Here is a 21,508-nt window from a genome sequence, read left to right on the forward strand (position 1 = left end):
CCATCGCATCCCCCTTTTTCAGGGGTTATGCACTGTGCTGCGCATTTGTCACGTCAGTCGATGGCGTTGCCCCGCGGCGGATCGCCCGCCGCCTCCAGCAGCGCGTTTTCGCTGTCGGTAAAGATACGGGACCGGACGATGAAGCGCACCCCTTCGGGGCCTTCCAACGACATGCCCGCGCCCCGTCCGGGCACCATGTCGATCGTCACCTGCGTATGACGCCAATAGTCGAACTGGGCCGCGCCGATCCATACGGGAACATCGCCCGCCACATGGCCCAGCAGGACGTCCTGCGCGCCGACCCTGAACTCGCCGCGAGGGAAGCACATCGGCGCGGAACCATCGCAACAGCCGCCCGACTGGTGGAACATTAACGGCCCGTGCTTCGCAGCCAATTGCGCCATCAGCGCCAGCGCTGCGTCGGTCGCCAATATACGGGGCGGAAGCGGTGTCGTCACAGCCAGGCCTTCCATCAAAAAATGGGGCGGACGTCCCCAAAGGACGCCCGCCGGGGACGAAGGCGCTCGAAGGGGAGAGGCAAGCGCCTTCGGTGCGACCCGTTAGAAAAAGCCCAGCGCCTTTGGGCTATAGCTGACCAGCAGATTCTTGGTCTGCTGATAATGATCCAACATCATCTTGTGATTCTCGCGACCAATGCCCGACTGTTTGAACCCGCCAAATGCCGCATGGGCGGGATAGGCGTGGTAACAGTTGGTCCAGACGCGACCGGCGTGAATGCCCCGGCCCATGCGATAGGCGCGGCTGCCGTCGCGGGTCCACACGCCAGCACCCAGCCCATAGAGCGTGTCATTGGCAATGGCGAGCGCTTCGGCTTCATCCTTGAAGGTGGTGACGGCCAGTACCGGGCCGAAAATCTCTTCCTGAAAGATGCGCATCGCGTTGTGGCCCTTCAGGACCGTCGGGGTGACATAATAGCCCTCGCTCAGTTCGCCATCCAGATGGGCGCGCGCGCCGCCGGTCAGCAGTTCAGCCCCTTCGGCCAGACCGATCTCGATATAGGAGAGGATCTTTTCCAGCTGGTCGTTCGACGCCTGCGCGCCGATCATGGTGGCCGGGTCGAGCGGGCTGCCCTGCTTGATCGCCTTCACCCGCGCAATCGCGCGTTCGATGAACTTTTCGTAGATCGACTCCTGGATCAGCGCCCGGCTGGGGCAGGTGCAGACTTCGCCCTGATTGAGCGCGAACATTGCAAAGCCTTCCAGGCATTTGTCGAAATAATCGTCATCCGCATCCATCACGTCGGCAAAGAAGATGTTGGGCGATTTGCCGCCCAGCTCCAGCGTGACGGGAATCAGATTTTCCGACGCATATTGCATGATCAGGCGGCCGGTCGTCGTTTCGCCGGTGAAGGCGATCTTGCTGATCCGCTTGTTGCTGGCCAGCGGCTTGCCCGCCTCCACGCCAAAGCCGTTGACGACGTTCAGCACGCCGGGCGGCAGCAGGTCGCCGATAATGTCCAGCAGCACCAGGATCGACATCGGCGTCTGCTCGGCGGGTTTCAGGACGATGCAATTGCCCGCGGCCAGCGCCGGTGCCAGCTTCCACACAGCCATCAGGATCGGGAAATTCCACGGGATGATCTGGCCGACCACGCCCAGCGGTTCGTGAAAATGATAGGCGATCGTGTCATGATCAATCTCGCTGATCGACCCTTCCTGCGCGCGGACGCAACCGGCGAAATAGCGGAAATGGTCGATGGCGAGGGGAATGTCGGCATGGGTCGTCTCGCGGATCGGCTTGCCATTGTCGATCGTCTCGGCCATCGCGATCAGATCGAGGTTCGCTTCCATCCGGTCGGCGATCTTGAGCAGGATGTTCGACCGGTCGGTCGAGGACGTTTTGCCCCAGCCATCCTTCGCCTTGTGCGCGGCATCCAGCGCCAGCTCGATATCCTCAGCCGTACCGCGCGCGATCGTGCCGACGACTTGCCCCGTCACGGGAGAGATATTCTCGAAATAGCCGCCCTTGACCGGCGCGACCCACTGGCCGCCGATATAATTGTCATATTGGTCACGGATCAGCGTCTTGCCGGTGAACCGCTCCATCGCCTGCTGCAGCATTGCCCTACTCCTATATTGTCGAAATTGGCTGAAAGCATGGCGCGGCGACCGGGGCCGGGCCATTGCACCTTGGGTCTATTTCACTTTGGCAAGCGCCGCCGTCATGCGCTTGGCGGCAAAGGGCGGCAGCTTGACCGCCTTGGCCGCGGTCAGTTCGGCGGCGGACACCTTGCCCACCTGCACCAGCGCGACCATGCCCATCGAATAATGGGGCATACATTTGATGCCATAGAGGCCCGGCTTGGCGACGGTTAGGACCATCTCCTTGTTCACCACACCCTTTACGGGCGTCGCGCCTGCGGGCAGCATATTGGCCATCGTCTCGGCATTATGGCTGGGGTCGCTCGGCTTGAAACGGATCGTGTCTCCGGGCGCTGCCTTCACGAAGGACGGCTCGAACACCATCGCCCCGTCGGCACCCTGATTCTTCATATGGACGACAAATTCCTTCGCCGCGGCGGGCAGCGGCGAGAGGAGCAGGGCGGCAGCGGCAAGGCCACCAGACAGGCGCAGGTCGATCACATCACTCTCCATGGAATCGCACGGCTCGTGGCCGCTGGATTGAGAGGAGAGTGCCGCTGGAGCGTGACGGCGCACAATGGGCCTTTGGTCCTATGGGGCGATGCCGCCATCGGGCTGAACCGGGGCGAGCGGCAGGCCAAGGTCGCGCCAGCCATCGGTTCCCTCCGCCAGCCACCAGATGTTGCTATAGCCCATCGCGCGCAGCCTTCTGGCGGCATTCCAGCCCATCCAGCAATCGGCGCGGCAAAAAAGGATCAGCATCTGCCCGCGCTTTCGCCCGGTCAGCCGGGCCATGCCCTTGGCAAAGGCTTGCGCAATGACAGGATCGGGCTGGCCGCGCCCTGCTTCGGGGAACCAGTGCGCGCCGGGGATGGATACATGGGCGGACGCCAGCCGCCAGCGGCCATCCGGCGCGCGATGGCCACCTTCAGCGGGCAGGACGTCGATAAATATGGCGTCCCGGTTGGACATCAATTGCGCCGCCGCCGCTGGTGCGATTCGCCCGACCCCGGCGGGCGGCTGTCGCACCGGCGCGCGATAATGCGCGATGCGATAGCCTTCGGCATCGAACAACGACTCCTGCGCCAGGCTCGGCGACGCCAGCAGCAAGGCGGCTATGATGAAGCGGCGCATGATCGTCTCCTGGCCCATGACCCAAGGACCAATGGTAGCGCGTCGCGCGCGGGATTAGACCTGTCATAAGGGAGAAGGTCATGCGCAGGCCAACGAGGCTTTGGGTCGCACTCATGCTGATGCTGGCACCTGCCAGTGCCGGGGCCATACCGCCTGCCGATCCGTTGGGTTCACCGATGTGGAGCGCCCATGCCCGCACCCTATTCGGCGATGATCCGGTGCGCTTCGATCCGCGGGTGATCGTCTCCTTTCCGATGATCGCGGAAAACCAGCGCGCCTTTCCGGTCGTCATCGACTCGCGTGGCATTGTGGGGGTCAGGCGGATGATCCTGCTGGCGGATCTTAATCCCATACCCGTCGCGATCGACTATCGCCCCGCCCATGCCGCGCCCTATATCGCGACCCGGATCAAGCTGGACCAGCGCACCCCGGTGCGTGGCGCAGTGCAACTCGACAGCGGACAATGGCTGGTGTCAGGCGGCTGGGTCGATGCCGCTGGCGGGGGATGTTCCGCACCGCCGGTCAGCCGGGTCAAGGGCGACTGGGCCGATCATCTGGGCGAGATACGCGGCGAAGTCTGGCCGATGGCGAACGGCCAACGCCGGGTGCGGCTAAGTTTTCGGCATCCGATGGATACTGGCCTTGTGGAAAATATCGCCACCTATCATCTGGAGGCCTTGTCGGTGATCGACGGGGCCGGCCGTCTGCTGGGGGACATGGACATTTGGGCATCCGTCTCGGAAGATCCCGCAATCACTCTGTTGGTGGACAGCGCAGCAGATGCGACGCTGCGCGTTGCGGCGCGTGATACCAACGGGCGCGACTATCGCGCCGCGCTAACGCCGGCGCGCCAGTCCCCCATGCCAGGTGGACGATGATATTGTCGCGCCGCGCCATGCTGGGCGGAATGGCGAGCCTGGCGGCTGCACCCGCCCGCGCGGCGGACTATGTCATCACGCCAGTGGTGATCGGCGATGGCATCTGGATGGTCCGCGGCGCTGATGAGCCGATCGAGTCCCGTAATGGCGGGGCGATCGCCAATATCGCCATCATCGCAACGCCTGCCGGAACCGTGTTGTGGGAATGCGGCCCATCGCTGCGCTATGCCCGCGCCCTGCGGCAGGTGGCCGAGCGACTGACCGGCGCGCGCATCGTGCGAGTCTATGTCAGCCATCTCCATCCCGATCATGGCATGGGGCTGGCCGCCTTCGACCCGGCCATCGTTGCTGCGCTACCCGGCACGATCGCCGCGCTGGCGGCGCAAGGGCAGGGCTACGCCGATGGGATGTACCGGTTGCTGGGCGACTGGATGCGCGGTACCGACCTGATCCTGCCGGGGCGGGCGATCATGACGGCGCAGGAGGATTTTGGCGGGCGGGCGCTACGCCTGCTTGCGCTCTCGGGCCATAGTAGCGCGGATCTGGCGCTGCTGGACGAGCGGACCGGTATGCTGCTGGGTGGTGATCTGGTGTTTAACGATCGTGCGCCCAGCACGCCGACCGCAGTGCTTCCAGCCTGGCGCGCCAGCCTCGACCAGTTGCAGGTACTGCCCCATGGCGCTCTCCTGCCCGGCCATGGGCCGATCGATCCGGCCGGGATCGCAGCCATAGCCCAGACCGGCGACTGGCTTAACTGGCTGGAGGGCGCATTGACGCAAGCGGTGCGCGATGGGCTCGACATGGTGGAGGCGGGCAATCTGCCGATTCCCGACCGTTTCGCCCAAATGGCCGTTGCCCGCTACGAAATGCAGCGCAGCGTCTCGCACCTTTATCCAGGCCTTGAAGCGTCGCTGCTGCCGCGCATCGACGTCAAAAGCGCGCCCTGACCCCCACTTGCCAGCGGCGCGGCGCACCCGGCCCATAGGCGCAGGGATTGGATGCGTCCGGCACCTCCTCCAGTTCGACTTCGTCGACTTCGCTGAACGTGCCGAAGGTCGCGTAGCGCCTGCCAAGGGCGTTGCGGACCTCGCCGAACAGGCTGACGCCGCGCACCAGATCCACGCTCGCGCGCAGGTTGACGATGGCGTAGCCAGCGAGGCGCGGCGTATCATTCCCCTCGTCCCCGACCAGATATTGGCCGGTTCGCGCAATCACATCGCCGCCGACCGTCCAGCCTCTCCCGGCATAATCCAGATTCAATGTCGCGCTGTGCCGGGCGATGCCGGGCAGGCGGTCGCCGCGTTCGACCGCGATCAAACCGTCCTCGTCGGATGTCGGATTGGCCGGGCTGGAAAGGCTGAGCGGCGCGCGATAGGTCGCGTCGGTGAAGGCATAGCTCAGGCCAGCGCTCAGGCCGCCCCGGCTCGCGCGGAGCGTCGCTTCCACGCCCTGCCGCCTTGTGCTGCCGATATTGCGGAAATAGGCGCGGCCCCGAATTTCCGACGCGACATATTGAATGTCGTTGCGATTGTCCGTGCGCCAGGCCGACAGCAGCCAGTCGATCGCAAAGCCGCCAAGCTGCGCCTTGCCTTTAGCGCCCGCTTCCCAGCTTTTGGCGACCACCTGCTTTAATGGCGGATCAGCGATGAAGAAGTTGGTCAGGCTGCACGGCGCATTTTCGTCGGCGCAGGACAGTTCGGCCGGGGTCGGCACGCGGTTGCTTTGTGCATAGCCTGCGCGCAGCACCAGTGCATCGGACAGGCGATAGTCGAACTCGATGCCGGGATTGACCCTCTCGAACTTGTGTCGACCGTTAAGCGCAGTGCCGATCTGGTCCTGCAACACAACCCGCGCCTGGTTGTAGCGCAGCGCGATTTCGGCGGACAGGCGCGGGTTGATCGGCAGACGGTCCTGCACGAACACACCCCAGTAATCGGTATGGGCGACCAGCCCTACCGGCGCGATCGCGCCGTCGGGCTGGATGATGATCGGTCCCAGCCCTTCGACGCTGCGCTCATCGGTCATTGCGCCCAGCTCGGTGGACGTGTCGAAGCGGGTGCGGCTTGTGTCGTAACTCAAGCCAAGCGCCAGATGATTGTCGCCAGCACCCAAAGCGCGCTGGTCGATCAGCTGCACCAGCGCGCCCATCGCCCGCGTCGCGGTGCGCCCGCGATTAAGGACGCCATAGCCTTCACCGCCCAGCCTGTCGGTGATCGGATCACCGTTCGCGTCGGTCAGAACTGCCTGTTCTTCCTCACCGTCTGCATCGCCCACTGTCTCCAAACAGAGCAGACCCGATTGATCCTCATCCTCGCAGCCTTCAATGTCGGCAGCGTCCCCGTTGACGCTCCGTAGCGTCAGCTTCTGGGCATAGAGCGTCCCTTCGATCCGCGTTCTTTCCGACAGTGCGACCCATGGGTGCAGGCTGACCCGGCCAAAGCGGCTGGCGCTGTTGTCGGGCCAGGTAAACACGGCCCGCCGATCGACCGCGAGCAGTTCCACCGGCGACACGCCATTGCCGGTCAGGTTGGTATCGGCCCCCACCAGTTTCAGGTGCAGGCCGCCGCCAGCCGTGTCGAAGCCAAGATCGAGATAGCCATTATACAGCGTCGATGGCGAAAAGGCGCGCCAGCCATCGTCGCGTGTATATTGGAAGGCAGCAAAGGCGCTGACATCGCCACGCGCGCCTCCGGCCGCGATGCTCGCTTCGGTCATGCCGAACCGGCCGCGCGACAGGCTGGCGTCCAGCCCCGGATCGCTTACGCCTGTCTTGGTATCGATCAGCAGCGCCCCGCCGAGCGCATTGAGACCATAGACCGCGCTTTTGTCGAGCAGGCTGATCCGGGCGATCGCCGCTTCGGGCAGCAAGTCGAACTGCATCGTATCGCCAAAGGGCTGGTTGAAGCGCGCGCCGTCCAGATAGACCGCGATTCCCTGCGCCTGCCCCTGAAGCGGCGAGGCGACGAAGCCGCGATAGACGAGATTGGGCTGCCACGGGTTATTCTGCGCGTCCAGCAGGGTGACGCCCGCAAAGTTGCGGACCAGCGCGCCGAGCAGATCGGGGCTGCCACCTTTGCCGATATCGGCAGCGGACAGCGACAGGCCATCGTCGCTGTCAATGCCGCCGCCTGGCGCAGTGACGATGATCGGCTGGCGCGCCGCCTCCACATCGTCCGCCCGCGCGACCCCGCCACACAGTGCCATCGCGCTGGTTGCCAGCAGCGTTGCGATGCCCTTCATGCCGTCCTCCCTGTATGTTTGGGAAGAAGGCTAGGGGGCGGGCGGACGGTGCTCCATTAGACCTTGGGTCGGTCGCGCGTCAGCTCATTTGCGCTTTCAGCAATTTGTCGATGGTCAGCGGATAGTCGCGCAGCCGCAGCCCGGTGGCGTTGTAAATCGCATTGGCGACCGCCGCGCCCGCACCGCAAATGCCCAGCTCGCCCACGCCCTTGGCCTTCATCGGCGAGCTTTTATCGTCCAACTCGTCGATGAACAGCACATCCTGCTCCGGTATATCGGCATGAACAGGCACCGCATATTCGGCCATGTCATGATTGATGAACAGGCCAAAGCGTGTGTCGACCTCCAGCGCCTCCATCAATGCCGATCCTGCCCCCATGGTCATCGCGCCAATCACCTGGCTGCGCGCGGACTTGGGGTTGAGGATGCGCCCCGCGGCGAACGCGCCGCCCATGCGGCGAATGCGGACCTCGGCCGTGTCGATATCCACCCCGACCTCGCAAAAATGCGCGCCGAACGTCGCCTGGACATAGCGTTTGTCGAGGTCGCCAAACTCGATACTGTCCTGCGCCCACAGCCCCTCGCTTCCCGCCAGAGCGGCGAGCGTCTGCGACTGGTTGCCCATTTTCACCAGCCCGTCGTCAAACTGCGCCTGATCAATCGGATAGCCCGCTTTCTCCGCAAGCTTTGCTCGCAGCGCCATAGCGGCGGCATAGACGCCCGCAGTGGAACTGTTTGCGCCCCATTGCCCGCCAGAGCCAGCCGATGCGGGGAAGCGGCTGTCGCCCAGCCGCACGATGATGTCATCCAGCGACACGCCCAGCATTTCCGCTGCCGTCTGGCCGATGATGGTATAGCTGCCGGTGCCGATGTCGGTCATGTCGGTTTCGACGATGACCTTGCCCGTGGCATCCACCCCTATCCGTGCGCCGGATTTGCCGACCAGATTGTTGCGGAAGGCGCTTGCCACACCCATGCCGACCAGCCAGCGGCCATCGCGGACCTTGCCGGGCTTTGCATTACGCTTGCTCCAGCCGAACCGGTCGGCGCCCGCACGCAGACACTCCACCAGCTTGCGGCTGGAATAGGGGCGCTGCGCCCCGGCTTCGGGATCATATTGCACATCGTTGCGGATACGCAGTTCGACCGGATCGACGCCGCAGGCTTCCGCCAACTCGTCCATCGCCACTTCCAACGCTAACAGGCCGACCGCCTCGCCCGGCGCACGCATGGCATTGCCTTCAGGCAGATCGAGTGTCGCAAGCCGGTGCGCGGTCATCCGGTGCGCGCCACCATAGAGCAGTCGCGTCTGCATCGCAGCCGTCTCGGTGCCGCCACCAGGTAGATCGCCCGACCAGACTTCATGACCTATGGCGTCGATCACCCCATTCTTGTCCGCGCCGATGCGGATCCGCTGGATCGTCGCGGGGCGATGGGTGGTGTTGTTGGGTATCTGGCTGCGGGCGATCGCGACCTTGACCGGCCGCCCGATTTGTTTCGCTCCCAATGCCGCGAGCAGCGCGTCGGCGCGCAGGAACAGCTTGGCCCCGAAGCCACCGCCAATATAGGGCGATACCAGCCGGACATTGGCCTTGGGGATGCCCAGCGTCTTGGCGACTTCCCCCACGCTCCAGGCAATCATCTGGTTCGCGGTCCATAGCGTCAGCTTTTCACCGTTCCATGCCGCCGTGGTGGCGTGCGGTTCCAGCATGGCATGGCTATGGTCGGGGGTGGTGTAGCGCTGGTCGATCCTGACGGCGGCCTTGGCAAAGGCTCCGTCAAAATCGCCAACGGCGCTGTCGGCGGCTCCGCTGAAGCCACCGTCTGGCGGTTTGACGGCGTTATCCTGTTCGGCGGCCAGATCGAACTTTCCGTCCTGCGGCGCATAGTCAATCCGCACCAGCTTAGCGGCGGCGCGCGCATTTTCAAACGTATTGGCGATAACCAATGCCAGCGCCTGATCATAATGCTTGATCGCCGGGCCGCCGAGCAGCGGGGCGGTGTTATAATTGCCCTTGCCCAGTTTCCCGGCATTGGCATGGGTGACGATGCCCAGCACGCCGGGCGCCGCTTCGGCAGCGCGCAGGTCCATGGCCGCGATCGTCCCCTTGGCGATCGCTGATCCGACGATCCAGCCATAGGCGGCATTGGGTGCCGCATCATGCCGTTCATAGGCATAGGGCGCGCTGCCCGTGACCTTGGCCGGGCCATCGATCCGGTCATGGGCGACGCCGATGACCCGACCCTTGTCGATGGGATTTGTGATGGCGGGCGTATCGAATTTCACGACCGGGCCTCCTTGTGGCGATAGAGCGACGCCAATGTCCGTTCGACCAGCGTCTTTTTGAAATCATTATGATGGGTCGTTCGCGCACCGTTCAGCGCTGCTTCCGCTACCGCTTTGGCCCCTGAAGATGCGGCAGCGTCTGCCGCTGGCGTCCGCCATGGCTTGGCCCCGATCCCGCCTAAGGCGAAGCGGCTGCCGCCATCCTTGCCGAACACTGCCGCCACCGACACCAGCGCAAAGGCGTAGGACGCGCGGTCGCGCACCTTGCGATAGACATGGGTGCCGCCGATCGGCTTGGGCAGGGTAACCGACGTGATGATCTCGCCGCTTTTCAGCGCGGTTTCGACATGGGGGGTGTCACCGGGCAACATATGGAAATCGACAATCGGTATGGCACGCGCCACGCCGTCCGCGCCGACTGTATCGACCTGCGCATCCAGCAGCCGCATCGCCACCGCCATGTCGCTGGGATGCTGGGCGATGCAGGCATCGCTCACCCCCAATATCGCCAGGCTGCGACTGATCCCGCCGATCGCGCCGCAGCCGCTACCCGGCTTGCGCTTGTTGCACGGCATGTTGGTGTCATAAAAATAGGGGCAACGGGCGCGCTGGAGCAGATTGCCCGCCGTGGTCGCCTTGTTACGCAATTGCCCCGATGCACCCGCCAGCAGCGCGCGGCTCAGCACGCCATAGTCGCGGCGCACGACCTTGTCGGCGGCGAGATCGGTATTGCGGACCAGTGCGCCGATACGCAGGCCGCCCTCCGGCGTCGGCTCTATCCGATCGAGACCCAGATGATTGACGTCAATCAGATGGGTCGGCGTTTCGATCTGGAGCTTCATCAGGTCGAGCAAATTGGTGCCGCCTGCAATGAAGCGCGCCCCCTGCGTCGAGGCCGCGGTTTTGGCGGCATCCGCGACACTGGTCGCGCGGCTGTAGGTAAAGGACTTCATGCCTTCGTCTCCCCGGCCACATCGTTCATGGCGGCGATGATGTTGGGATAGGCGGCGCAGCGGCAGATATTGCCGCTCATCCGCTCACGCAGTTCGCTGTCGGATAGCGATACCTTGTCCAGATCAGGCGTGACATGGCTGGGGATGCCCGCTGCAATCTCGTCCAGCACCGCGACCGCCGAGCAGATCTGCCCGGGCGTGCAATATCCGCACTGATAGCCGTCATGGGTGATGAAGGCGCGCTGCATCGGGTGAAGCTTGTCGGGCGTGCCCAATCCCTCAATCGTCGTCACCTTGTCACCATCATGCATGACCGCCAGCGTCAGGCAGCTATTGATCCGCCGTCCCTCGACGATGACGGTGCAGGCACCGCACTGGCCCTGGTCGCAGCCTTTCTTGGTTCCGGTCAGATGCAGATGCTCACGCAGCGCGTCGAGCAGGGTGGTGCGAGGGTCAAGCTGCAGATGCACCTCGCGCCCGTTCACGGTCAATTCCACGGGGATCATCCCGGTTCCTTCCTTGGCTGTCGGCCGTGCGGCGGCGGCACCGGCGGGCGCCAGCGCGGGTGCCGCTGCGGCGATCGCCGCGCTACCCTGCAATAGGGAGCGGCGCGTGAGATGATCGGACGGCATGGCGGGTGCTTCCTCCTGTTCGGTCTGTCATACGAAGGGACGCGACAAATGATCCGCCGCTTGGTCGAAATATGGGATCGGATGGCAAGATTAACAGAATGACCCGGCACGCAAAGTTGCAAAATGCCACGCAGGCATTTTTGTACGACGCGAATCACCCAATCGGCCGCAATAGCGGTTTCGCGGCGACGCAGTTGCCACGGCCATCGGGCGCGGTAGGCGCAAAGCCCCGCGAAGCCGCCATCCTTGAAGGGGCCGGAAGGAATTTCACGGTCTTGGCAATTCTCCCCTTGCCCATCCCGAAAAGCGCTGCTAGTTGCCCGCCTCACCCGACGGGGACAGCGTCTCCATCAAGCGCCGAGCGGGCGTAGCTCAGGGGTAGAGCACAACCTTGCCAAGGTTGGGGTCGAGGGTTCGAATCCCTTCGCCCGCTCCAGAAATCATAGAAAAATCAATGGTTTCTGGGGCGCGATGCGATCGAAAAGTTGGAGACAAAGCTCCTTCAATTGGTCCCTGTCTCCACATTGTCTCCACCGAATTTGTAACTGTAGCGGTCCTTGGCGTTGGGTGGCGTAGCTGGGTTGCCGTTGGCATTTCGCACTCGACGATGATTCAAACTGGTGGGCGTTAAGGCTCGCTGCTGCGTTACAAAAGGTAAGAGGCGGGTTTTGGTCAGTGGCTGACTGGCAGTGATCGTATCGGCACCTCATGCCATGGCGAGAAGCGGATGTGCGGCTATCCGAGGCTAGCTGGCAGTGAACCAACCTGAAATCGACCACCTGTGTATCGAGCCTTCGGTCCAGCTGTGTGTAGACACATCAGCATGCACGGTTGGCAATCCCAAATGACCGTCATGCAATTGTCACAATGCGAAAAAGCCATAAACTGTCCGCTCATCTCGTTTCACTGATCGTTGTGAGGACGATCGGGGAGCGCATAGAATGTGAAAGGCGAATCGCGAGACCTGCGGGTTGGGAACGCCCTTGCGGTCGATTATGCTACTATCATGGGTCGTTATCGACGGTTGGATGCCCTTGCCTCTGCGTTAGCAGAAGCATCGGATATGCACATGCTCTACGAATTCCTGGCGAGGATCGCGCGGGAAATGGGTTTCGACTATTTCGCGTTGGCTGAGCACATCGATCTGAGGATGCCACAAGAGCAACCTCTTCAAATCCACAATTATCCGCGCGGCTGGGCCGCCTATTATGTGGACAGGGACCTGGGGCCGCGCGATCCTATCCGACGGGCCAGCCACCGCACCCATCTGGGCTTTGCTTGGCTCACCATTCCACGATTTCTAACACTGACGCCCGCCGATCGCGCGGTACTCGCTGCCGGACAAGCTCATGGGCTTGGCGAAGGTTTTACGGTCCCTTCGCACATCCCTGGCGAAGTCAGTGGATCCTGTACATTTGTCACCCGAGCCGACGAGCCGCTGCCTCGCGATCAGATCTGGACGGCGCAACTCATCGGCGGGCTCGCGTTCGAACGCGGACAACGCCTTTTGGGCCGCACGACCCTGTCTGGGGATTCCGCGATCACGGAGCGCCAACGCGACTGCGTGCTATGGGCCGCCCGTGGAAATACTGACGGGGAGATTGCCGACATATTGGGCATCTCCAAGGAAACCGTGATCCAGCATCTCAAATTCGCGCGCGAACGCTATGGCGGCGGCGGCGGCGGCAAAGGCGGCAGCAAGGGCAACGCTGGAGTAGATGATCGGCAAGCAGCGAATATATGAGGGCAAGAAAGTCGGCACTATTAGCGGGAAGCGCCGACCTCCCCAAAATTCATGGATCGACCTATCTTCCTCTGCCCATGCTGGGCTCCCATATGGAAGGGACATCGGATAATCATCGACCTGATGTCACTATCTATGATATTGAATATTCACGAGGCGGTTCGATGTTCGAATATGGCAATGGTAGCTTGAACAGAATGAGGTCGCGCTGGATGTGCTGCGCGAATCGATGTCTGACGCCGCGATCGCTCTAGGTGAGCAGATGGCCAATGAAGAAGCCGAAGACGAAGGCGCTTGAACTAATCTTCTGCCCTGGGCCAGCGGCCCGCCAGAATGTCTTTGTTTATCTGATTTTGAGCGAGCGCGACCGGAACGATGGCGCTCATCCGCCATGGCCGGGAGAACCGTCGTCGGTTCGGCCATCGAGCGTTCGCTCGTAGAGCTTGGTGGACTGTAGGATGAGGCACATGGCCTGGGCGTATATGGGTATCTGAATCTCGGCCATCTTGCGGGTATCGTCCTGAAACAGAGCGATCTGATTCGCAGGCGGAAACGCACCGGTCTCGTTGGATCGCTGAATCGGTCCAAGCGACGTCACCGTCAGCACCGAGGATCCCGGATCGTCCGCAAGCACCGTTCCATAGCGCGCCGGCCATCTGCTGCGAAGCTGGGGGCCGTCCATCAGCAAGGCGACGACGAAATTGGGGCCGATCCCGCGGACGAGCTCCTGGCAGGGGTCGCTGCGCGCGAGATCCTCGCAGATCAGGGTGGTGACGGAAGCGCCCCCGCGCAAGACCAATACGTCGAGGCTTCGGGACAGGATATTGATATGCTCCCAGGCTCTCTTCCGGCTTGTGCTTCTTGCTCGGCATTCAATGTCCCTTTCGTGGTCCAGACTATCATAGTCTCTGGGCCACTCAGCGGGGGGCAGATCAGAGGGGTGAGCCATTTGCCCCGCTGCCCCGTCGATTACCGGCCACATGCTCTGGACACAGGCTTTGTCGCTGGCAGCCGCCCGGCACGGCACTGCCGAGAATCGAACCGCATAACGCCCGATTCTCAATTGGCCGTTTACGATATCTTAGGCCAATGCGTCCAAATTGCGGTCCCCGGCTATGGAGCCCGCTAATGTCAGTTCGAGCGACCCTATACAGCGACAATCGCGGCGCGCAGCGAATGCAGCTGGATCGCGCTTCGACCCTGCGCGATGACGACGATAGGCCGTTCGACGTCCAGATCGAGGATATCTCGCTCACCGGCTTTCGACTGCAATTGCCTTTCGAAGTCCTGCCCGATCAGGCGATGACTATCGGCGTGCCGGGGGTGGGGATCCGGGCGTTGCAGGTCGTCCGCGTCGAAGGCGCGACCGCCGGTTGTATCTTCGTTCAGCCGCTCAATCCCGCAGAACTCGGCACGATTCTCCGCTTCGACAGTTCCGTCATCCAGGAAAACTTCCAATATCAGGCTGGCCCTGCGAAAGTCGCGCAAAAGGACGATTCGGAATTGTCCGCGGAAGCCGCGGTGCTAAGTCCGCTCCAAAAACTGGCGATTATCGCTGGCGCGGCACTCACCATGTGGCTGCTGATCGTGGCGGCCATTTCTCTCATTTAGGATCGAGGTCGATTAGAGTCCTCCATGAGGAGAAACCCCTCCGACTTCAGTCGGATTCTGGCTTCAGCCCCAAGCTCGGCCAACCGTGACGGAGGATATTATGATTGACGGGCTGTAATATGCCTTGTCACTGCCGTGGTTCACGGTTGCGGGGATGCTGGCAAAGAATGCCTCGGCGGCTTCGATGCGCTCCACCTCCGGCGCAGGCTCCGGCATGATATGGAACCGTTCGGGCAAGCCGTCGATCTGCGCCACGTTGAATGCGGATTAGGTCTTCAGGAAACGGAAGCCCTGTTCCCGACCCTCCCCGCTGACATCGTCATGCACGGTCCTGGTGCGGTCGCCATAATAGGCCACGGTCGCACCATGCTCCCCTTTGCGAACCTGGACGCCCAAGGCTTGCGCCTGTTTGTATGTCATCCATGACGGGCTGACGAAGCCGGACGCCTGCGCCTCGATCCACAAAAGAAGCACGTTGATCCCGCGATAGAGCTGGCTGGTAGCGCGCAAGGGGCGAGCCTGCCCAGACGTGGCCATGTCGCCTCCGCTCCACGGTTTCAGCCAAGGGCGGGTGCCTTGCTCAAGTTCGGCCAAGATGCGGCCAGTGATACGGCTGTGAGGGTCTTGCTTGCCGGTGTTCTGGTTCATTGCTTTTACTCCCTTCCAATCCGCCAGGGGTCATGCCGCGCATGACCCCTGGCGGCACCAGCAGCGTCAGCCGCAACCGGCACCAGCGCCCGCACCGCCGTCAGCCAAGCCCAAGATCACCTATGCGCCGAAGGACACATTCGCGTTCCCGGCGCGGGAAGGGGCGGACCTGCAAGGCATGATTATCCCGAAGGACTGGCCATTCGATGGATGCAAGCGCCGGGAGGCCGTGCGGGACGCCGATATAACACCGCCTCGCGTGGTCAGGAAGATAGGCTGGTCCCACTGCCTGCGATGCGGGAAGCCATTCTTTAGCGAGGATGTTGTCCGGCTCCGACTGTGCGGGAATGAGGGCAACAGCGGGTGCCGGGAGCGCGCGACGAGATTAACTTGATGAGGTTGCGTGGCATAAACGTCGCCACGCTGCGGCATAGCGGTGCGTTCCCCGCCAATCCAACGACCGCACCAGCGGGGGACGCGCCTTCTTCGCCCCTAACGCTGTGCAACGCCTCGTGCCCTTGGGTGCGGGGCGTTGCTGTGAGGGGTGGCGATTCAGCGAGGCAACTGATGGTCTGCTTATCAGTGGCACACTTATGGAAACGGGCAGCTTTCGCTACCCGTGTAACCCATTGCAAATGCTTGGCAATTTGGTCGGGACGAGAGGATTCGAACCTCCGACCCCCACACCCCCAGTGTGATGCGCTACCAGGCTGCGCTACGTCCCGACCGGAGGGCGGCCAATAGAGGCACATTGCGGAAGTTGCAAGGGATTCAATGCGGCTCTTTTGGGCGTGCTGCACATCGCCCTAATCATATTGCCTCCCCGCCTGCATCTGTGGTAGCCGCCGCGGCTTGATCCGTGGGCGTTGTATGCGTCCTGCGGCCGACAGAAACCAAGGCGCGACCTGCTTCAGGAAAGTCCCACCCATGTTCATATCGACAGCCTTTGCCCAGACTGCGGGCGGGCCAGCATCCGGCAGCGGCATATTGGTGCAGATGGCCCCGCTAGTCCTGATCTTCGTGGTATTCTATTTCCTACTGATCCGTCCGCAGCAAAAGCGCATGAAGGCACATAAGGCCAAGATCGACGCGGTGAAGAAGGGCGATCAGGTTATCACCGGTGGCGGCCTGCTGGGCAAGGTCATGCGCGTGGACGAAATTTACGCCGAAGTCGAAATCGCGCCGGGTATGAAGGTGAAGGCGGTCAAGTCGACCCTGACCGACGTGCTCGACCCGACCACCGCCAAGCCCGCGAACGACTGAGCCCAAAGATGCTGAACTTTTCGCGCTGGACGATCTTTGCGATCATCCTGCCACTGGCGATCGGCGTGCTGTGCGCCGTCCCCAGCTTCCTGCCGGATTCGGTCGTCAACCGGCTGCCGGGATTCATGCAGACCCGCGTGAATCTGGGCCTCGACCTGTCGGGTGGCAGCCATTTGCTGCTGGAAGCCAGCACGCAGGATGTCGCCAAGCAGCGGCTGACCAATATGGAGGAGCAGGTTCGCACCGAATTGCGCCGGGCTGATCCCCGGATCGCGATCGGCGACATCTCCAGCCGTGATGGGAAGCTGAGCTTCATGGTGCGCGATCCGTCGCAGGTGGATGCGGCCGTCGAGCGCGTCCGTCCGCTGACGCAAGGGGCGGGCCTCACCGGCCAGCGCGATTTCAATGTCGAGGTGGTCAACAGCTCCACAATCGTCATCACGCCGACCGAGGCGGGCATCAACAATGCGGTCAAGAGCGCGATGGAAGTCGCGACCGAAGTCATCCGCAAGCGCATCGACGAGATGGGCACGCGCGAACCCACGATCCAGCAGCAGGGTGATAATCGCATCGTCGTGCAGGTGCCGGGCCTGCAAGACCCCAAGGCGCTGAAGGATCTGCTGGGCCAGACCGCGAAGCTGGAATTCAAGCTGGTCGATTTCACCGCCAACCCCGCCGAAGTGGCGCAGGGTCGCGCGCCGGTGGGCAGCGAAGTGCTGCCCTATCCCGACAATCCATCGGGCGTGCCGCTGATCGCGGTCAAGCGGCAGGTGATGGTGTCGGGCGAGGATCTGACCGACGCGACGCAGGGCTATGACCAGAGCAACCAGGCGATCGTTAACATTCGCTTCAATGGCTCTGGCGGGCGCAAATTCGGGCAGGTGACGTCGCAGAACGTCAACCGTCCCTTCGCCATCATCCTGGACGGCAAGGTGCTGTCCGCCCCCAATATCAATGAGCCGATCCTGGGCGGCAGCGCGCAGATCAGCGGCAATTTCACCGTCGAAAGCGCCAACCAGCTGGCGATCGCGCTGCGATCGGGCAAGCTGCCGGTGGCGCTGACGGTGGTGGAGGAACGCACGGTCGGTCCGGGGCTGGGCGCCGATTCGATCCGCGCGGGCCTGATCGCGTCGATCATCGCGGTGGTCGCGGTCGCGATCTTCATGTTCGTGAGCTACGGCCGTTTCGGCATGTATGCCAATCTGGCGGTCGCCATCAACGTCGCGGTCATATTGGGCGTGATGGGCATGTTAGGCGCGACCCTGACGCTGCCCGGTATTGCCGGCTTCGTGCTGACCATCGGCACGGCGGTGGACGCCAACGTGCTGATCTACGAGCGCATTCGTGAGGAACGGCGACGCGGGCGCAATGTCGTCCAGTCGATCGAACATGGCTATAAGGAAGCGAGCCGCACGATTTTCGAGGCGAACGTGACCCACGCCATTGCCGGCGGCATCATGCTCGCGCTCGGCTCGGGCCCGGTCAAGGGCTTTGCCATCGTGCTGCTGATCGGCATTGCGACCAGCGTGTTCACCGCCGTCACCTTCACCCGCATGGTCGTCGCCAACTGGGTGCGCCGCACCCGGCCGACTGACATCACCATTTAAGAGGGGCGGGAGGACACACCCATGAAACTTCTGAAACTGGTCCCCGACAATACCAATATCGGCTTCGTCGCGATGCGGAAATGGGCGTTTGCGCTCACCGCCTTGCTGACGGTGCTGGCGGTTAGCGCGACGGCCTATAAGGGTCTCAACATGGGCGTCGATTTTGTCGGCGGCCTGATGATCGAGGCGAAATTTCCGCAGAATGTGGAAACCGACAAGGTCCGCGCGACCATCGGCACGCTGGGCGTGGGCGAAAGCTCGCTCCAGCAGTTCGGCGATCCCAAGACGGTGCAGATCCGACTGCCCTTGCCCGAACAGGGCGGTGCTGGCGCGGCCAATGCCGTGGTCGAAAAGACCCGCAAAGCGATGACCGCGCAATTTCCCGGCGTTACCTTCTCGCGCTACGACACAGTGTCGGGCAAAGTATCGGGTGAGCTGATCCAGAATGGCGTGCTGGCCGTCGTGCTGGCGATCCTGGGCATCGCGGTGTTCAGCTGGTTCCGCTACGAATGGCAGTTCGGCGTCTCCACCTTCGTCGCGATCGTCCATGACGTGCTGATGACGCTGGGCTTTTTTGCGGTGACGCAGCTGGAGTTCGACCTCAACATCGTTGCGGCCGTGCTGACCATCGTGGGCTATTCGATCAACGACAAGATGGTGATCGACGACCGTATCCGCGAAAATATGCGTAAATATCGCAAGATGGACATGAAGGCGCTGATCGACCTTTCCGTCAACGAAACGCTGCCACGCACGGTGATGACGTCGGTGACTATCATGCTGGCGCTGGGCGCCCTGCTGCTGTTTGGCGGCCATGTGCTGCGTGGCTTCACCGCGGCGATGATGCTGGGCATTATCGTGGGCACTTACTCGTCGGTCTATGTCTCCTCCTCGCTGCTGATCTCGCTGGGCCTGACGCCCATGTCGTCGGAGAAGAAGGCGAGCAAGACCAACATCGCCGCGCAGGCGGAACGGGTTGGCCCGCGCGACGGAGCGCAACCCTGAGCGGCGACAAGCGCATCGGCATCGAGCTGCGTCGCGACGATAGCGGCCAGGGTCCGATCGTCACCGGCTTCCAGGGACGCGGCTTTCGGGTACGGGACGATGTGTTTCCGACCGGCCTGCTGCTCAGCCCGGTCCGCGCGATGGCGTGGGACGATGCGCCCGCCATCGACGCGCTGACGCTCGGCGTGCTGGGCGATCTGTTCGACGGCGACCCGCGGCCCGAATTTCTGCTGCTCGGCACCGGCGCGGGATTGCGCCAGCCACCTCGCGCCTTCGTCCGCGCGGTCGAGGCGCTGGGGATCGGCGTAGAGGCGATGGACAGCCGCGCCGCAGCCCGCGCCTGGGGTGTGCTGCGCGCGGAAGAACGGTGGATCGTCGCCGCGCTGCTGCCGCTTTAGCGGCCAATGCCCTCCAGTTCCGGGCCGATATCGACCGTCGCCCGGAAATCGGGCTTCAGCTTCAGGTTCGCCGCCTGCTCATAGGCATAGCCTGCGTCGAGCAATCGCTGCTCCTTATAGGGTGCGCCGATGAAGCTCAAACCCACCGGCAGCCCGCGCACCAGCCCCATCGGCACGGTCAGGTGCGGATAGCCGGCAATCGCCGCCGGGCCGGTCGATCCGCTCGGCCCCTCATATTGATCGCCCCACACCGTGTCGGATGGCCAGGCCGGACCGTAACTGATCGTCACCAGCAGATCGAGCCGGTCGGCGGCCAACATGGCGTCGATCCCTTGCGCCCCCGCCAGCCGCAGCGACTTTTCGCGCGCGGCTGTGTAGGCCGGATCGTCCAGTCCCTTCTTGGCTTGCGACAGGGCGAAAATCTCCTGCCCGAACAGCGGCATTTCCTGCGCCGGGTGCGCCGCGTTGAAGGCGATCAGGTCGGCCAGCGTCCGGCTTTCCACCTGATCCGGTCGGGTGGAGGCGAGATAGGCGTTAAGGTCCGCCTTAAACTCATATTGCAGCACGTCGTAACTGGCGGCCGACATGCCCTCCATCGGCGGTTTCTTCACTTCCACCAATGTCGCGCCCAACCCTTTCAGCACGGCCAGCGCGGCATCATAACGGGCCAGCAAATCCGGCTGCGCCCCGTTGCGCAGCACGCCGATCCGCATTTTGGCAATGGCAGACGGGTCGAGCGCAGCGGCATAATCGCGGGCATGGGCCATGGCGTTGGCCGTCACAGGATCGGTCGGATCGCTGGCGATCAGCGCCGACAGCAGGATGGCGGCATCGCGCACGGTGCGGGTCATCGGCCCTGCTGTATCCTGGCTATGACTGATCGGGACGATATGGCTGCGCGGAATCAGGCCGATGGTCGGTTTCAGCCCGACAAGCCCCATCATTGATGCCGGGCAGATGATCGACCCGTTGGTTTCGCTGCCGATCGCACCGGGCGCGAAACCGGCAGCAACCGCAGCGCCCGATCCGCTGGACGATCCGCAGGTTGTGCGGTCCAGTGCATAGGGATTGCGGGTCAGGCCGCCCATCGCACTCCAGCCGCTCATCGAGCGTTCGGAACGGAAATTGGCCCATTCGGACAGGTTGGTCTTGCCCAATATGATCGCGCCCTTTGCCTTCAAGGCAGCGGCGACTGGCGAATCCCGTCCCGGCGCGTTGCGCGCCAGCGCCAGCGATCCCGCCGTAGTCGACATCCCGGCCGCCTCGATATTATCCTTGAGCAGGATCGGCACGCCATGCAGCGGCCCGCGGATGCGCCCCGCGCGCCGCTCCGTGTCCAGCACCCTTGCCTGTGCGATCGCATCGGGGTTGAGGGCGATGATGCTGTTGAGCCTCGGCCCCTTCCGATCCATCGCCGCAATGCGCTTGAGCAGCGCGCGCACTGTTGCTTCGCTGCTGGTTCGCCCGGCGGCGAGATCGGCGGACAATGTCGTAATCGTCGCATCCTCTACCGCCTGCGCGGCGACCGGTAAGGTCCAGAGCAAGGCGGCAAGGATGCATGCGAAACGGATCATGCAGGATAGGCGCTTTCCATATGGTTCCAGCTTTGAACGATCAGCGCCTCCAGCACCGCCATGTCGATACCCGACAGCCGCTTGATATAGAGGCAGCCCTTGCCGCGCTTGTGCTTGCCTAGCGGCACGCAATCCTCATCCGATATGCCCGCCAGATAAAGGACCAGTTCCGCCTTGCGCGGGGAAAAGGCGATACGGGAAGCGTCGCCTTCACGGCCGCTGTCATAGCGATAATGATAGCGGCCAAAGCCGATGATCGAGGAGCCCCACAGCCTTGGCGGCTCCCCCGACACCGCTTGCATCAGCGCAACGAGCTTTTCCCCATCCTCGCGCCGTTCGGACGGTTCGACCGCGGCGAGGAACACCGCTACGTCGCTATCCGTCTCGATCGTCTTGTTGCTGTCCTTACCCATAGCTTGTCATCCCCACGTA

21 protein-coding genes and 2 tRNA genes are annotated in these 21,508 nt (G+C 63.1%); 9 read left to right on the forward strand and 14 right to left on the reverse strand.

Features of this window, described 5'->3' with window-relative positions; translation table 11 throughout:
• Positions 1-53: 53 nt before the first annotated feature.
• From KRZ98_RS13815 to KRZ98_RS13830, 4 genes are all read right to left on the reverse strand, one after another.
• Entirely contained in the window at positions 54-404 is a 351-nt protein-coding gene (locus tag KRZ98_RS13815; protein WP_254798497.1) for a DUF779 domain-containing protein, read from the reverse strand.
• Positions 405-560: 156 nt separating this feature from the next.
• Positions 561-2,081 carry an aldehyde dehydrogenase gene (adh, locus tag KRZ98_RS13820; protein WP_217674063.1) on the reverse strand — a complete coding sequence of 507 codons (1,521 nt, stop codon included), beginning with the start codon at positions 2,079-2,081 and terminating at the stop codon, positions 561-563.
• Positions 2,082-2,156: 75 nt separating this feature from the next.
• Positions 2,157-2,615, reverse strand: a complete 459-nt coding sequence (locus tag KRZ98_RS13825) for a pseudoazurin (protein WP_217674064.1) — start codon at positions 2,613-2,615, stop codon at positions 2,157-2,159.
• A gap of 78 nt (positions 2,616-2,693) precedes the next feature.
• Positions 2,694-3,236, reverse strand: coding sequence for a rhodanese-like domain-containing protein (locus KRZ98_RS13830; protein ID WP_217674065.1), 543 nt, complete (start codon positions 3,234-3,236; stop codon positions 2,694-2,696).
• 80 nt (positions 3,237-3,316) lie between these two features.
• Between KRZ98_RS13830 and KRZ98_RS13835 the strand changes: the two genes are divergently transcribed.
• A complete protein-coding gene (locus tag KRZ98_RS13835) occupies positions 3,317-4,114 on the forward strand; it encodes a quinoprotein dehydrogenase-associated SoxYZ-like carrier (protein WP_217674066.1) in 798 nt (265 codons plus the stop codon).
• Positions 4,111-5,061, forward strand: a complete 951-nt coding sequence (locus KRZ98_RS13840; protein ID WP_217674067.1) for a quinoprotein relay system zinc metallohydrolase 1 — start codon at positions 4,111-4,113, stop codon at positions 5,059-5,061. The genes KRZ98_RS13835 and KRZ98_RS13840 overlap by 4 nt, the downstream gene beginning before the upstream one ends.
• On the opposite strand, the gene KRZ98_RS13845 is transcribed toward KRZ98_RS13840, so the two are convergent.
• From KRZ98_RS13845 to paoA, 4 genes are all read right to left on the reverse strand, one after another.
• A complete protein-coding gene (locus tag KRZ98_RS13845; RefSeq protein WP_217674068.1) occupies positions 5,045-7,354 on the reverse strand; it encodes a TonB-dependent receptor in 2,310 nt (769 codons plus the stop codon). The two genes, KRZ98_RS13840 and KRZ98_RS13845, sit on opposite strands and share 17 nt — an antisense overlap.
• Positions 7,355-7,433: 79 nt before the next feature.
• Positions 7,434-9,641 carry an aldehyde oxidoreductase molybdenum-binding subunit PaoC gene (gene paoC / locus KRZ98_RS13850; protein WP_217674069.1) on the reverse strand — a complete coding sequence of 736 codons (2,208 nt, stop codon included), beginning with the start codon at positions 9,639-9,641 and terminating at the stop codon, positions 7,434-7,436.
• Positions 9,638-10,594 (reverse strand): xanthine dehydrogenase family protein subunit M, encoded by a 957-nt coding sequence (locus tag KRZ98_RS13855; RefSeq protein ID WP_217674070.1) that lies wholly within the window; start codon positions 10,592-10,594, stop codon positions 9,638-9,640. Before KRZ98_RS13855 ends, paoC begins: the two co-directional genes overlap by 4 nt.
• Positions 10,591-11,226, reverse strand: coding sequence for an aldehyde dehydrogenase iron-sulfur subunit PaoA (paoA, locus tag KRZ98_RS13860; RefSeq protein ID WP_217674071.1), 636 nt, complete (start codon positions 11,224-11,226; stop codon positions 10,591-10,593). The genes KRZ98_RS13855 and paoA overlap by 4 nt, the downstream gene beginning before the upstream one ends.
• 361 nt (positions 11,227-11,587) lie before the next feature.
• Here paoA and KRZ98_RS13865 point away from each other — a divergent pair.
• Positions 11,588-11,662 (forward strand) — tRNA-Gly (locus tag KRZ98_RS13865).
• Between the two features lie 507 nt (positions 11,663-12,169).
• The gene (locus KRZ98_RS13870) at positions 12,170-12,970 is read left to right on the forward strand and encodes a LuxR family transcriptional regulator (protein ID WP_217674072.1); all 801 of its coding nucleotides are present in this window, start codon (positions 12,170-12,172) and stop codon (positions 12,968-12,970) included.
• Positions 12,971-13,352: 382 nt separating this feature from the next.
• Here KRZ98_RS13870 and KRZ98_RS13875 read toward each other — a convergent pair whose 3' ends face one another.
• Positions 13,353-13,763 carry a hypothetical protein gene (locus KRZ98_RS13875; RefSeq protein WP_217674073.1) on the reverse strand — a complete coding sequence of 137 codons (411 nt, stop codon included), beginning with the start codon at positions 13,761-13,763 and terminating at the stop codon, positions 13,353-13,355.
• A 335-nt stretch (positions 13,764-14,098) separates the two neighbouring features.
• Here KRZ98_RS13875 and KRZ98_RS13880 point away from each other — a divergent pair, with 335 nt between their 5' ends.
• Entirely contained in the window at positions 14,099-14,581 is a 483-nt protein-coding gene (locus KRZ98_RS13880; protein ID WP_254798422.1) for a PilZ domain-containing protein, read from the forward strand.
• A gap of 63 nt (positions 14,582-14,644) precedes the next feature.
• Here the strand turns inward: KRZ98_RS13880 and KRZ98_RS13885 are convergent, their stop codons facing one another.
• The 3 genes from KRZ98_RS13885 to KRZ98_RS13895 all read right to left on the reverse strand — a co-directional run bounded on the left by KRZ98_RS13885 (position 14,645) and on the right by KRZ98_RS13895 (position 15,954).
• Positions 14,645-14,836, reverse strand: a complete 192-nt coding sequence (locus KRZ98_RS13885; RefSeq protein ID WP_217674074.1) for a hypothetical protein — start codon at positions 14,834-14,836, stop codon at positions 14,645-14,647.
• 12 nt (positions 14,837-14,848) lie between these two features.
• Positions 14,849-15,229 (reverse strand): ArdC-like ssDNA-binding domain-containing protein, encoded by a 381-nt coding sequence (locus KRZ98_RS13890; protein WP_217674075.1) that lies wholly within the window; start codon positions 15,227-15,229, stop codon positions 14,849-14,851.
• Positions 15,230-15,877: 648 nt separating this feature from the next.
• Positions 15,878-15,954: transfer RNA gene (locus KRZ98_RS13895), tRNA-Pro, on the reverse strand.
• 202 nt (positions 15,955-16,156) lie between these two features.
• Between KRZ98_RS13895 and yajC the strand changes: the two genes are divergently transcribed.
• The 4 genes from yajC to KRZ98_RS13915 are packed head-to-tail and all read left to right on the forward strand — an operon-like array spanning position 16,157 to position 19,502.
• Positions 16,157-16,492, forward strand: coding sequence for a preprotein translocase subunit YajC (gene yajC / locus KRZ98_RS13900; RefSeq protein ID WP_119743427.1), 336 nt, complete (start codon positions 16,157-16,159; stop codon positions 16,490-16,492).
• Positions 16,493-16,500: 8 nt separating this feature from the next.
• Positions 16,501-18,099 carry a protein translocase subunit SecD gene (gene secD / locus KRZ98_RS13905; protein WP_217674076.1) on the forward strand — a complete coding sequence of 533 codons (1,599 nt, stop codon included), beginning with the start codon at positions 16,501-16,503 and terminating at the stop codon, positions 18,097-18,099.
• A 21-nt stretch (positions 18,100-18,120) separates the two neighbouring features.
• Entirely contained in the window at positions 18,121-19,104 is a 984-nt protein-coding gene (gene secF / locus KRZ98_RS13910) for a protein translocase subunit SecF (protein ID WP_217674077.1), read from the forward strand.
• Positions 19,105-19,160: 56 nt separating this feature from the next.
• A complete protein-coding gene (locus KRZ98_RS13915) occupies positions 19,161-19,502 on the forward strand; it encodes an Mth938-like domain-containing protein (RefSeq protein WP_217674396.1) in 342 nt (113 codons plus the stop codon).
• On the opposite strand, the gene KRZ98_RS13920 is transcribed toward KRZ98_RS13915, so the two are convergent.
• The gene (locus KRZ98_RS13920) at positions 19,499-21,076 is read right to left on the reverse strand and encodes an amidase (protein ID WP_217674078.1); all 1,578 of its coding nucleotides are present in this window, start codon (positions 21,074-21,076) and stop codon (positions 19,499-19,501) included. The two genes, KRZ98_RS13915 and KRZ98_RS13920, sit on opposite strands and share 4 nt — an antisense overlap.
• Positions 21,073-21,489, reverse strand: a complete 417-nt coding sequence (locus KRZ98_RS13925; protein WP_217674079.1) for a DUF1801 domain-containing protein — start codon at positions 21,487-21,489, stop codon at positions 21,073-21,075. Before KRZ98_RS13925 ends, KRZ98_RS13920 begins: the two co-directional genes overlap by 4 nt.
• Positions 21,490-21,508 lie beyond the last annotated feature (19 nt).

Source organism: Sphingobium sp. AS12 (assembly GCF_019097845.1).
Lineage (GTDB): Bacteria > Pseudomonadota > Alphaproteobacteria > Sphingomonadales > Sphingomonadaceae > Sphingobium.

Excerpts from the sequence above, each read along its gene's own strand:
- KRZ98_RS13815 (WP_254798497.1), bottom strand. The coding sequence starts at position 404 with ATGGCGCAATTGGCTGCGAAGCACGGGCCGTTAATGTTCCACCAGTCG.
- adh (WP_217674063.1), bottom strand. The coding sequence starts at position 2,081 with ATGCTGCAGCAGGCGATGGAGCGGTTCACCGGCAAGACGCTGATCCGT.
- KRZ98_RS13825 (WP_217674064.1), bottom strand. The coding sequence starts at position 2,615 with ATGGAGAGTGATGTGATCGACCTGCGCCTGTCTGGTGGCCTTGCCGCT.
- KRZ98_RS13830 (WP_217674065.1), bottom strand. The coding sequence starts at position 3,236 with ATGCGCCGCTTCATCATAGCCGCCTTGCTGCTGGCGTCGCCGAGCCTG.
- KRZ98_RS13835 (WP_217674066.1), top strand. The coding sequence starts at position 3,317 with ATGCGCAGGCCAACGAGGCTTTGGGTCGCACTCATGCTGATGCTGGCA.
- KRZ98_RS13840 (WP_217674067.1), top strand. The coding sequence starts at position 4,111 with ATGATATTGTCGCGCCGCGCCATGCTGGGCGGAATGGCGAGCCTGGCG.
- KRZ98_RS13845 (WP_217674068.1), bottom strand. The coding sequence starts at position 7,354 with ATGAAGGGCATCGCAACGCTGCTGGCAACCAGCGCGATGGCACTGTGT.
- KRZ98_RS13855 (WP_217674070.1), bottom strand. The coding sequence starts at position 10,594 with ATGAAGTCCTTTACCTACAGCCGCGCGACCAGTGTCGCGGATGCCGCC.
- paoA (WP_217674071.1), bottom strand. The coding sequence starts at position 11,226 with ATGCCGTCCGATCATCTCACGCGCCGCTCCCTATTGCAGGGTAGCGCG.
- KRZ98_RS13880 (WP_254798422.1), top strand. The coding sequence starts at position 14,099 with ATGTCAGTTCGAGCGACCCTATACAGCGACAATCGCGGCGCGCAGCGA.
- KRZ98_RS13890 (WP_217674075.1), bottom strand. The coding sequence starts at position 15,229 with ATGAACCAGAACACCGGCAAGCAAGACCCTCACAGCCGTATCACTGGC.
- yajC (WP_119743427.1), top strand. The coding sequence starts at position 16,157 with ATGTTCATATCGACAGCCTTTGCCCAGACTGCGGGCGGGCCAGCATCC.
- secD (WP_217674076.1), top strand. The coding sequence starts at position 16,501 with ATGCTGAACTTTTCGCGCTGGACGATCTTTGCGATCATCCTGCCACTG.
- secF (WP_217674077.1), top strand. The coding sequence starts at position 18,121 with ATGAAACTTCTGAAACTGGTCCCCGACAATACCAATATCGGCTTCGTC.
- KRZ98_RS13920 (WP_217674078.1), bottom strand. The coding sequence starts at position 21,076 with ATGATCCGTTTCGCATGCATCCTTGCCGCCTTGCTCTGGACCTTACCG.
- KRZ98_RS13925 (WP_217674079.1), bottom strand. The coding sequence starts at position 21,489 with ATGGGTAAGGACAGCAACAAGACGATCGAGACGGATAGCGACGTAGCG.